Source organism: Aquiflexum sp., assembly GCF_041751335.1.
Classification (GTDB): domain Bacteria; phylum Bacteroidota; class Bacteroidia; order Cytophagales; family Cyclobacteriaceae; genus Aquiflexum.
This window is the reverse complement of sequence record NZ_JBGSXS010000195.1, coordinates 1-11,966: the sequence shown is the minus strand read 5'-3', so window position 1 is coordinate 11,966 and position 11,966 is coordinate 1. Positions and strand designations below refer to the sequence as shown.

11 protein-coding genes are annotated in these 11,966 nt (G+C 37.4%); 5 read left to right on the top strand and 6 right to left on the bottom strand.

Going from position 1 to position 11,966, the window contains the following annotated elements; translation table 11 throughout:
• Positions 1-133 (top strand): Maf family protein (locus ACEW8U_RS10815; protein ID WP_373522053.1); only part of this gene is annotated, 133 nt, incomplete at its 5' end.
• Between the two features lie 366 nt (positions 134-499).
• Here the strand turns inward: ACEW8U_RS10815 and ACEW8U_RS10810 are convergent.
• Genes ACEW8U_RS10810 through sdaAB form a run of 3 tightly spaced genes read right to left on the bottom strand, consistent with a single transcriptional unit; the run spans position 500 to position 3,846 of the window.
• Complete coding sequence (locus tag ACEW8U_RS10810; protein WP_373522052.1) at positions 500-1,807, bottom strand: efflux RND transporter periplasmic adaptor subunit; 1,308 nt, start codon at positions 1,805-1,807, stop codon at positions 500-502.
• 15 nt (positions 1,808-1,822) lie between these two features.
• A complete protein-coding gene (locus tag ACEW8U_RS10805) occupies positions 1,823-3,169 on the bottom strand; it encodes a TolC family protein (protein ID WP_373522051.1) in 1,347 nt (448 codons plus the stop codon).
• Positions 3,169-3,846, bottom strand: a complete 678-nt coding sequence (gene sdaAB, locus ACEW8U_RS10800; RefSeq protein ID WP_373522050.1) for an L-serine ammonia-lyase, iron-sulfur-dependent subunit beta — start codon at positions 3,844-3,846, stop codon at positions 3,169-3,171. The genes ACEW8U_RS10805 and sdaAB overlap by 1 nt, the downstream gene beginning before the upstream one ends.
• Positions 3,847-4,001: 155 nt before the next feature.
• Between sdaAB and ACEW8U_RS10795 the strand changes: the two genes are divergently transcribed.
• A complete protein-coding gene (locus tag ACEW8U_RS10795; RefSeq protein WP_373522049.1) occupies positions 4,002-4,820 on the top strand; it encodes an aminotransferase class IV in 819 nt (272 codons plus the stop codon).
• An 18-nt stretch (positions 4,821-4,838) separates the two neighbouring features.
• On the opposite strand, the gene ACEW8U_RS10790 is transcribed toward ACEW8U_RS10795, so the two are convergent.
• On the bottom strand, positions 4,839-5,633 hold the full coding sequence (locus tag ACEW8U_RS10790; protein WP_373522048.1) for a thymidylate synthase: 795 nt from the start codon (positions 5,631-5,633) through the stop codon (positions 4,839-4,841).
• 169 nt (positions 5,634-5,802) lie between these two features.
• Between ACEW8U_RS10790 and ACEW8U_RS10785 the strand changes: the two genes are divergently transcribed.
• Positions 5,803-8,052: an RND family transporter gene (locus tag ACEW8U_RS10785; RefSeq protein ID WP_373522047.1), complete on the top strand. Its 2,250-nt coding sequence runs from the start codon at positions 5,803-5,805 to the stop codon at positions 8,050-8,052.
• A 7-nt stretch (positions 8,053-8,059) separates the two neighbouring features.
• Here ACEW8U_RS10785 and ACEW8U_RS10780 read toward each other — a convergent pair whose 3' ends face one another.
• On the bottom strand, positions 8,060-9,136 hold the full coding sequence (locus tag ACEW8U_RS10780) for an endonuclease/exonuclease/phosphatase family protein (RefSeq protein ID WP_373522046.1): 1,077 nt from the start codon (positions 9,134-9,136) through the stop codon (positions 8,060-8,062).
• A gap of 95 nt (positions 9,137-9,231) precedes the next feature.
• Entirely contained in the window at positions 9,232-10,554 is a 1,323-nt protein-coding gene (locus ACEW8U_RS10775) for a M24 family metallopeptidase (protein ID WP_373522045.1), read from the bottom strand.
• A gap of 259 nt (positions 10,555-10,813) precedes the next feature.
• Between ACEW8U_RS10775 and ACEW8U_RS10770 the strand changes: the two genes are divergently transcribed.
• Both ACEW8U_RS10770 and ACEW8U_RS10765 read left to right on the top strand, forming a co-directional pair.
• Positions 10,814-11,389, top strand: a complete 576-nt coding sequence (locus ACEW8U_RS10770; protein ID WP_373522044.1) for a DUF2911 domain-containing protein — start codon at positions 10,814-10,816, stop codon at positions 11,387-11,389.
• Between the two features lie 236 nt (positions 11,390-11,625).
• Positions 11,626-11,966, top strand: a 341-nt coding sequence (locus tag ACEW8U_RS10765) for a penicillin acylase family protein (RefSeq protein WP_373522043.1), incomplete at its 3' end; no start/stop codon positions are given.

Sequence of the window (11,966 nt, the reverse complement as noted above, 5' to 3'; positions counted from 1 at the left end):
TTTGGATAAAGCAGGGGCTTACGGTATTCAGGAATGGATTGGTTATATAGCTGTTGAAAAAATTGAAGGATCATATTTTACTGTAATGGGCCTCCCGGTCCATTTGGTTTATGATGTTTTGAAAAATTGGTAGGAAAGGCAGGAGGACGGAAGACCGAAGTCGGAAGACCTAAATACCGATCATTTCAGTGTTTTGCCTATAATTATTTTAATTTACCTTTTATTGGCATCATTGAGTACATTCAAAAAAGAAAATTCCTTAACACTAAAAAAGCTCCCCATTTTATTCTGGGAAGCTTTTTTTTATATGGTCATCCGCATTCTAACCATTAAATAAGTTAACTTAAGCTAATAAGCCCGTTAATTATCGATTCATGCTAACTATCATCTTTTGCCTTCCGGCTTCTGTCACGAAAAACCAAAATAATAATTTGTCAAACTCTAAATTTTAGGCCTACTTCTGTCTCCCGTCTCCCGTCTTCCGTCTCCAGTCTTGTCTTTATTTTTTCGCTATTTCAGTAGGCTTTGTAATCTTGATAGCATCATTATCTTTCAATTGTTTGCTCACCACAAAATAAGGTCCTGAAATCAATTCATCACCCTCACTTAAACCTTCCAATATTTCAATGTTGTCAAAGTCAGAAATCCCTGTTTTGATCTCTTTAATTTTAGCCCGACCCTCTTCAACTATAAAAACCAGTTCCTTTGCTTTCGTAGTTCTATCTGAAGCTGTATCGAGTTGATCCTCTCGGGTGGTAACTGCTGATAAAGGAACAGACAATACATTGTCTTTTTTCTGAGCGATGATGTCTACACTTGCTGTCATTCCGGGTCTGAATGGATATTTCACTTTTTCAGTAATCAAATCAGCATAAGATTCATTTATGATTCTGATTTTGACTTCAAATTCTGTAACTGCATCTGCACTTGCTTTTACATTTGCAGAATTCGCTATGGAAGTAACTATTCCCTTAAATTTTTTGCCTGAAAAAGAATAGGAGTCAACGTCAATTATGGTTGTGTCCCCCCGGCTGATTCTAACAATGTCATTTTCATTTACATTGACTCTAACTTCCATTTTTGAAAGATCAGCAAGCCTTAGCATTTCGGTACCAGCCATTTGTTGGGTACCAACCACCCTTTCACCTTTTTCTACCAAAAGCTGGGAAACTATTCCACTGACAGGAGCATAGACATTGGTCAACCTCAAATTTTCGGCCGCCTCATTAACAGTAGCCTGCGCACTTTTCACAATATATTCTGCTGCCAAAACAGATTGTTTTGCAGCATCAAGGTCATTTTGTGCAGTAAGGAAGGTAGATTGGATCTGTTCCCAATCTGAATCTGAAATCACTTTGTCCTGATGGAGCTTTTCATTTCTTTTAAATTCCAATTCAGCTCTTACAAATTGAGCTTCAGACCTTTTGAGGTTAGCTTTTGATTGGGCTAAGTTAGCTTGGTTTTGGTTTAAGTTTGCCCTTGACCTGTCTAAAGCAGAGATAAAATTGTCAGGTCGTATTTTTACCAAAAGGTCACCTATTTTAACTGAATCTCCTTCCGCTACATTCAATTCAATAATTTCCCCTGCAACATCAGGGCTCATTTTGACTTCTATTTCAGGTTCCACTACGCCGGATGCACTGACTTTTTCAATGATAGATGTCTTTTTTGCATTTGCTGTTTCAACACTGATTTCTTTTTCGCCACCAATCCAACCTGCGGATCTTCCAATGATTGCAAAAATGATGACGACTGCCAGTATACCTAAAAGGATATAAATTAATTTGTTTGATTTTTTCTTTGCCATAATGGTATGGGTAATTTATAGTTTAAGTGGATTTCCTAAATAAAAATCTAGAACTTTTACTCTGAATATATAGGTGTATTTTGCATTTACAAGGTCAGCTTGGGCATTGAAGAAATTGTTCTGACCGAGTTGATAATCCGCGAAATTGATGGCACCTGCATCAAAACGTTGCTGGGCGATCCTAAAAGCCTCCTCCAAAGAAGCCACACGAATCTGAGATGCTTGGTAAGATTGTCGTGCGGCATAGGCATCAGTGTAGGCTGTTTCAATATCCTGTCTCAACTGAAGGTTGGTTTCCTGTTCCTGAATTTCACTCAGTCTTTTCTGTAACCTCGCTCTTTGAACATTTGACCTGTTTCGCATATTGGAAAGAATTGGGATATTCAATTGTAAGTTGGCTGAATTGGAGAAATTGTTTCTGATCTGAGTACCAAATTCAGGCCTAACCCCGAAAAAATTTGGCTGATCGATATAGTTGGAGAAAGCACTGATCCCTACGCCCAAAGTTGGCATATATCCACCTTTGGCAACTCTTTCGCCATATTCTGCACTGAGAACTCCTAAATCAGCAGCCTTTATTTGAGGCATCAATTCTCTTGAAATCTCGTAAATTTCATCAGGTTTCTTTTGGGTAAGCAAAAAATCCTCAGGGTCAAGATCAGGTGCAAATACATCTAGATCATTGTTAAAAGGAATTGCCATTGCTTGGGACAAATTCAACTTGGCAATTCTAAGGGTGTTTGAGGCATTGATAACTTCCAATTCATTAGTGGCATTCTGTGCCTGAATGTCCAACCTATTTGCCAAGGGAAGAGATCCTGCATCTACCAATTTATTGGTAATGATTAATTGTTCTTTAGTAGTAGACAATTGGTTCTGGGCTATCTTTAATTGCTCCTTGGCAAAAACCACATTGATAAATAAGTTGATCACATTCAAGGTGATGTCATTCTCCGTAGCCTCTACATTGTATTTTTCAACTTCAATATTTGTTTTGGTCTGTTTGATTGTGTTGGTGATTTGCTGACCGGCATATAGTGTCGCATTGGAATTTCCAAAAAGGTTGACGTTTCCAATCCTGTTATTTTCAAATTGATTGGTTACTGGGTTAATTGATCTTCCCCAACGATAACCTGAACTAGCACCTCCTGTTAGGGTTGGGATTCTTTGGCCTTGGTCACCAATTAAAGTTGCTTCGGCGATGCCTAAATTCACTTGGCTTCTCTTTAAAGTCAGGTTGTTCTCCAAAGCAGTTTCAATGCAAGTTTCCAAATCTAATGAGGATATGTCAGTAATCTGTGCTTTGACTTCAGCATTGACAAAAAACAAAAAGGTAAGCGTAATTAAGTACAGTTTTTTCATTATTTATCTATTTCAGGGATATATATCAACTCTTTTATCCAGGTAAGACTGTTTAAATAATCGATGGTGGTTTTTCTGATACCGCTGTCCATTTCTATCACATGACAGGCGATATCATGTTTTCCTTTTCTCGAAACTGACATGGTGGCAATATTGGTTTTTTCTTGGGTTATTACAGAGGATATAAAGGCAATAGCTCCGGAAATATCTTCGGCCTTTATAATTAAGGTATAAGAATTAGCAGAAAAGTTGGCATTGAATCCATCGACAGCAGCGATGTTGATGATTCCCCCACCAAGACTCTCTCCAATGACTTCCACTTCTCTACCATCCTTTTTTAAATTTAATTTGATGGTGTTGGGATGATAAACAGAAGCATTTCCAATTGATTTGAATGTGTATTGCAATCCTTTTTCTTTGGCAATTTCAAAAGACTGTTTGATGCGTTGATCGTCTGTTTTGAAATCCAATAGGCCGCCAATAATAGCCTTGTCACTCCCATGCCCTTCATAGGTGCGGGCAAAGGAATTGTAAAAAGTAATGACAACCGAATCCGGTATTCCTCCCAAAACTCTAATGGCAGCTCTTGCGATTCTGACAACGCCGGCAGTATGAGACGATGATGGCCCAATCATAACCGGTCCGATCATATCAAAAATACTGCTTTTTGTTCCCATAGGGTTTGTAGTTTCAATTAGCGTGCTAAAGTAATAAGTAATTTGGTACGAAATCCTGTTTTTATCCCAACATTGTTTACTAAAAGGGTTAAAAAGTTATAATTTATTTATTTTTAACCTTTCGAAAGTGTTCTGAAAAATTAAAATGTTCGGTAGTGAACAGTTATATGAACGAAAATAATACAGTCTTCCTTTTTAAAGGATTAGCATCAGATTGGTCTGAAATAGCTCATAGTTTTCATAACAGAGGTTTACTATTCGGAGATGGTCTATTTGAGACGATGGTTTTAGTCAATGGCAAATTGAGGTTTGGTAAATTCCATATGGAAAGATTGATGGAAGGATGCAAGGTATTGAATCTGGACTTTTTGTCTTTGAGTTCTATCAATTCAATTGAAAATGTATTGGCACAAAAATTTGAATCGGAAGACACTTTAAGAATAAGGTGGAATGTTTATAGAAAAGGAGGGGGTAAGTATACACCTGAATCTGAAGGATTGAAAGAAAGTATCCAAGTTCAAGCTTTTCAACCAACTCCAAGGATCAAGGAAAAGGCATTTTTTCTTGATTCCATCCAAGTTCAAAAATCAGCTTGGAGTCATTGTAAAACTTTGAGTGCCCTGACCTATGTGATGGCCAATTTGGAAAGAAAAAGGAATTCCATGGATGAAGTAATTTTATGCAATTCAGATGGATATGTTTCTGAGGCGGGTGCTTCCAATATATTTTGGGTAAAAAACGGAACCTATTTCACTCCCTCCCTTGATTGCTCCTGTATAGCGGGAGTTGGAAGAAGGGTTATGATCGAAAAGCTCAAAACATCATCAAGAATCGTAAATGAAGGGAATTATCTCCCCAAAGATGTGTTTGAAGCAGATTATGTTTTTACTACCAATGTGACAGGTATTAGTTTTATCAGAGATATCGGTGGTAAAATATTTCGCACTGATTCTGATTTTGATCTGGATTTTTAAGATTTTTAAAATATGCCATTAAATGGCCACTGCTGCTTTGATATGAGGATGCGGATCATAATTGATCAATTCAAAATCTTCATATTTGAACTGAAAGATGTCCTTAACTTCAGGATTGATTTTCATGGTAGGAAGCGGTCGCAAGTCTCTACTTAACTGTAAGTTTGCCTGTTCCAAATGATTGCTATACAGGTGGGCATCTCCAAATGTATGGATAAATTCTCCCGGCTCTAAATCACATACCTGGGCCACCATCATGGTAAATAATGCATAAGAGGCAATATTGAAAGGGACACCTAAAAAGACATCAGCACTGCGCTGATACAATTGACAGGAAAGTTTGCCCTCAGCCACATAAAACTGGAAAATGGTATGACAAGGAGGAAGTGCCATGTGGTCCACATCTGCAACATTCCAAGCGCTCACAATATGCCTTCTGCTATCGGGTTTGGTTTTGATCTGATGAATCAGGTTTTTGATCTGATCAATTTCACCACCATTCCCATCAGGCCAATGTCTCCATTGGTATCCGTATACAGGGCCTAAATCTCCATTCTCGTCTGCCCATTCATTCCAGATACTCACCTTGTTTTCATTCAGATATCCGATATTGCTATCACCTTTTAAAAACCACAATAGTTCAATGATGATAGACCTTAAATGTAATTTTTTGGTAGTAACTACAGGAAAACCATCCTTCAGATCGAAGCGCATCTGATAGCCAAAAACACTCAAAGTTCCTGTACCTGTCCTGTCCTGTTTTTTGACTCCCTTGTCCAAAATATGCTGCATCAAATCGTGGTATTGCTTCATAATTTCATTTGTTTTAATCGCCGGCAAGATAGGAATATATGTAAAAATAGGAAAGCAGGATTTGTAATTCCCGGAAAATAAATGGACACTCAATTCAGGAAAAATAACTTGGTAATTTGCGGTACCGAAAAAACAATTTGGTTTCTATCAAGTATCTTTCCCAAGACTTATGTTTAAAAAAAACAGATCCATTTTTCTTCTAGCCATTGCAATGACATTTACATTGGCGATTTTTCTTTTTCAGCCAAAAGTTATTTTTGATTATGATTTTGAGAGCTTTTTTCCGCAGGATGATAATGAACTGTTTTTCTATCAAGAGTTTAGGGAAAACTTTGAAAACGATAACGATTACTTGTTGATTGCATTGGGGAGATCTCCATCTGTTTTCGATTCCGGGTTTTTGAATAAATCTGTGACACTTATCCAAGAAATTGAAAAGTTGTCAGATGTTGATCAGGTAATTTCTCTGTTGGACCTTGAAGAACCCATTATCAGTCCTTTTGGCATCAGTACCTTCAAAGTGCTGAATTGGGACACTAAGGAGTCTTTGAAAAAATCACAAAAGCAAATACTGAATTCAGAACAATGGAATGGAAATCTCATCAATCAGGACTCAAAACATTTATTGGTAATTGTCAAAAATCGGCAACAAATCAAAAAAGAAGAAGGGGATTTGCTGTATCAAAAGATTCAATCTTTGATTGCTGATTCGGATATTGAAATGATTCATTCAGCAGGAAAAATTAAAGCACAGGGGGAATTTGTCTCACTATTGCAACAGGAGTTTTCATTTTTTCTGGGATTATCATTCTTGTTGATTGTGGCTGTACTATTTCTGATTTTCAGAACTTGGTGGGGGATCCTGATACCTGTGATCGTTTTGGCTTTTGGAATATTATGGACATTATCCCTTTCACTATATACTGGAAAAGCCCTGGACATCATGTCAGTGATGCAACCCACTATTTTATCGGTGATCGGATTGGCTGCCTTAGTCCATTTTTTCAATTATTTTATTAACCTATCTAGAAAAGGATTTTCAAAACATCAGGCTATTGAACAAGCTTTTTCAGAATTGGTGTTTCCAGTATTTCTGACTTGTCTGACCACAGCCTTGGGCTTTATTTCACTTTATTTCACCAGCATTCCAAGTATAAAATATTTCGGCCTTTACATAGGATTGGGAGTCATGTTGATGTTTGTTTCAGTGATTACAGTCGGGCCGGGGCTTCTTTATTTGTTTTCTCCTCAAAATCAGGCCTTTCCATCTTCAAACGAAAATAGATGGAGGATTGGAATGAGAACTGTTTTTATCTGGATATTTGGGAATCAAAGAACAATTCTTTTCTCATTTATGATGGTTTCACTGCTGTTTATTTTTGCAGGCAGCAAAATCCAAATCAACGGTTATATTTTAGATAACTTGCCCCGTGACCATGAGTTGATGGAAGAGTTTAGATTTTTTGATGAGGAGTTTGGCGGTTCAAAGCCATTGGAGTTTTATTTAGAAGCAGGTGAAAAGGCAGGAAGTTTATTGGAGCTTGAAGTACTTCAGGAGTTGAATAAGCTTGAGATTTTTGTCAAGGAGAATTATCAAAGTGCTGCCCTTTTATCACCATTGACAATCGTCAAAAAATTAAATCAGGCTCAAAATTCAGGGAATCAGAAGGCTTTTACTATTCCTAGTCAAGGTCAGTTTCTGAGATTGAAAGAATACATTCCCAATGCTATAGAGGCTTTTCCTTCAAAAGTTCTTTCAGACGATTTTAGACAAGGTAGAATTTCTACAAGGACAGAGGATTTTGGCAGCAAAAAGTCATCAGAAATGAATGAGAAGTTTTTTGAATTTTTGGACAGAGAAATAAATCAAGAAATTTTGAAAGTGAAAATAACCGGCACTTCGCATTTAATTGATATCAGCCATGAAAGTGTTACTTGGCAAATGGCAAAAGGTTTAGGAGTGGCGTTTATGATTGTGGCTGTCATTATGGGGTTTCTATTCAAGTCTTGGAAAATCTCGACCATTGTTCTTGTGCCAAATATTATTCCATTGTTATGGATGTTGGGAATGATGGGGATTTTGGGTATTGAAATGAAATTGACTACTGCCATTCTATTTACCGTTGCATTCGGGATCGCAGTAGATGATAGTATTCATTTTATGTCCAAGTTGAAAATTGAGTTGGAGAAAGGAAGCACTTGGATTTATGCCATCAAACGGACATTTCTGGAAACAGGCAAAGCGATTATTTTGACATCCCTTATTTTGGTTTCCGGATTTTCGATATTGATGTTCAGCCAGTTTGGTGTCACCTATTATTCGGGATTGCTGATCAGTATGGCTTTGGTATTCGCAGTCCTGGCAGACCTAATTCTTCTTCCGGTTTTACTGATTCAAATGAAAGAATCAAAAAAGTAAATGAAGATCATTCTTCAAGTTCCTGAGCATATTTTCTCAATGGTTTTTCCCAACTGAAAACAGCCGAAATGGGGTAATGATCAGAATAGTCTACTTCCTTATGTGTTTTGAAACCTTTTATTTCCAAAGGTTCATCTGCAAAAATATGGTCTATTCTAAGGAAAAAAAGCACTTTATTATATGTGAATCCAAAACCGCTTCCTGCCTTTTCGAATGCATTCTGCATGATACTTCGTAAAGTAAAATAAGTGTAACTGTAAGGGACATCATTGAAGTCACCAACTAGAATATTGGCATAAGGGCTGTTTTCCATGTGTTCCATCAAAATATCCAATTGGGTAGCCCTTGCGACCTGCCCCCTTTTGAGTTTTCTAAGTGTCAGCTTATAATTGTCTTTGATCCCGTCAAGATTGTTTAATTCTTCAGAGGCTATGTTCATGGATTCCAAGTGAACATTATATATCCTGATGGTGTCTTTTTCGACTTTTACATCTGCGAACATGATTCCATTGGTACTTCTTGAATCCAACACAACACCATCATTAATGATAGGATATCTACTAAAAATAGCCATACCGAATGATCTTCTTTTGGCATTACCTTGGATGATCTGAAAAGAATGATTGTAGCCTGTTTCCGTTCCCAATAATTTAAGGGTATTTCTGGATGGGGTGGTTTGGTCTTGGTAGAATTCCTGAAAACATTTGATATCGGCAGGATTATCTTGAAGCCATTTAATCAGATTTTGGCCTCCCAAAGCCCTATCCCCCCCATTTTTGGAATAAGTAAACATGTGTACATTGTAACTTAAGACAGACAATCCTTCTTCCTGTCCTCCACTTGGTCTGAATTGGAATGTCACCCCGACAAACTTCCAACCAATAACCAAAGCAATTAAGGGAAGTATGAGAAGTTTCCTTTTAGCAAAAAGTAAGGCAACAAAAAGAAAAGCATTGATGACAAGTAGAATTGGTATAGTGAGAGTGACAACACCCACATATGGGAAAAATTCCGGAGAAATATATACACTAAAAAATAAAGCCAAGGAAACCAAAAAAAAGAAAGAGGTGATAAATCTGACCATTGATATCCGGAATTTGAAATCGAAAGTATGTCTTAATCCTTCTTAATCCAAATGACGTAGGATTTTACCTCTTTCTTGCTTATTTTAAAATTCAGTTATTTGATAAGAATCAATTTTTCTTGAGGTGAAATGAGATACCTCGCACCATCTTTTGTGACCACAGCAGTTTCTTCAACGGACATCGTTTTAGTCCCACCATCAGGTAGTTTCCAAGCATGAAAGCCATCAAAAGCGAATAGCATTCCTTCCTTTAAAGGTTTCATAGCAGCAGGTCTTACACTTGGGTCAGGTAGTAATCCACCACCAAGGTTTGGTCCAATATCATGTGCAACATACCCTACAGGATGTCCGGTACTCCACATAACGTATTCAGAACCTCTTTCTGCCATCCAGTCTCTTTGAGCTTTATCTACCTGATAACCCAAAACTCCAGGTTTCATCGCAGCCAAAGCAATTCTGTTTCCACCTATAGAAGATTCAAAATAAAACTGAACCGAATCAGGTGCCTGAGTTTCACCTTCTCTCAAAACATAGGCAAATCTTTGAATATCTGAAACCCACATATCCCATACCCTTACTCCAAAATCAGTTTGTATCACATCACCGGGCATGATTACCTTGTCTGTGGAATGGGAGTGACCTCTATCTGGACCGGAGTTTACATTTGGATTTTGGTCAGGAGACCATCCATCCTTTAGGCCGTATTCAGCCAATTTATTTTTAAGAAATTTTGCGATATCTGCATCGGTGCTTTTGCCGGGAACAACTTGTTGGTATGCCTCATGTTGCCAATTGGCAGTCAATTCAGCAGCTTTTGTCATAATCTCCACTTCCGCAGGTAGTTTTACTGAGAGCCATTCATAGATGAGGTCATCAGAAGAAACCATGTTTTTGGATTGATTGGAAAGAGATTCCTCAAGTTCAAGCCTTTGAGAATAACTAAGACCGTCAGAAAGGGCATTTTCAAAAGAACTGTTTACAGCAATTTTGCTGAAGTTTTTTGATAGGATATATTCAGAAGCATCGCTGATGGCTGAGTTTCCTCTTTCTACAGGGATCACTTCATCATGAATTTTGAGATCCCCCAGTGCCGTAGCTTCTCCTATTGGGGAAAAAACAACAGACCTTACATTATCGCCTTCCAGATGAAAAAGGAAAAGTGCAGTTCCACCTGCATTTTCACCTCCAATATGGTGGGCAATGGGATCGTTGTTATTTTCCCGACAAATGATAACCCAAGCATCCACTCCTGCAGTCTTCATGGCTTCCGGTAGTAGTTTTTGAATTCTTTCTTTTCTAATCTCAGGCCAAGGACTTGGATCAGAAAAAGGATTATCTAATTTTTCTGTTTTGACAATTTCCTGTTGGCAAGAGTAAAATATTAATGTTGTTAACAGAAATAAAATTCCTGTTTTCATTTTGTAAAATTTAATTCTCATGTCTTAAGTAATAATGTGATAAATTATTAAAGAATCGTTAATAAACGATATCCTCATGATATTAAAAAGTCTTTTTTTTACATCGATTATAAATTGGTTTTATTGGGCAATTAGAAAAAGAAATAAAATGTTCTAAAAACTTAAATCCTTTTGTTGTGACCACTGGAGGTTCAAAACTGAAGATTTTGTTTTTGTTGGTAAAAAAATATTTATCTTCGAATTCGAAAATTACTAATTTATGAAAAAACCGAACGTATTTATGTTAGCTGTTTTTGCAGCTGGAACAATGCTTTTGTCAGGATGTGGTGCTGAAAAAAGTGCTGAATCCACCGATTCAGAAGAAATGTCCATGGAGGAGAAGCCTGCTTCTGAAACAAGGGCAAGTCCTTTGAGAACATTAGAAGGAACCGCTGGAAATTCAAAACTTATGGTCCAATATGGGGCCCCTTCAGTAAAGGGCAGGGTTGTTTGGGGAGATTTGGTACCTTATAATGAGGTTTGGAGAACAGGTGCAAATGAATCCACATTTGTTGAGTTTGGATCGGAAGTAACTGTTGAAGGTCAAAAACTTCCTGCAGGAAGATATTCCTTATTTACCATACCCAAAGCGTCAGGAAAATGGACAGTTATTTTCAATTCAGAATGGGATCTTGAACATGGCCATTTTCAGTATAAGCAGGAAAATGATGTATTGCGGGTAGAATCAAGTCCAGAGTGGCTTACTGATAGCCAAGAGCAATTGAGTATTGCCATCGAATCGCCCGGAATAGTTGTAAGGTGGGAAAAATTGAAACTGCCCATTGTAATTCAGTAAAAAATTTAAGTAAAATGGAATAGGGAGCCACTTGATCTATCAAGTGGCTCTTTTACTTTATTAAGAAGATGAATCTTAAATCAAATTTGTGATTTTCTGACAATTCCCCTTTGTCGGTATTATTTATCAATATCGGATGGAAATTAGGAATAAACTTAAGTTGTTTTTTTCGGTTCAATACAAGAAAATCATTTTATAAATGCTAATTTCATCGCTGGTTTTATACCTCTAGTTTTATGAGATATTTAGGTTTCCTGCTTGCCTTCGCAATCACCCTTGCAATAGGTGTAGCACTATCAATTCAAATTGGTTCTGTTCCTCCGATTGGGAAATTATTGGATCCCCATCGTGGTTTTTGGCAAAATTCCTACAGTGAAGATCAACTCAAAGAGGAGGAAATCAAGTTGCCAGGATTGGCAGGCACAGTAAAAGTTGTTTATGATGAGCATCTAATACCACATATTTTTGCAGAAAATGAGGAGGATTTATACATGGTTCAAGGATATGTCACTGCGCAACATAGGTTATGGCAGATGGAATTTCAAACCATGGCCGCAGCAGGACGAGTTTCTGAAAT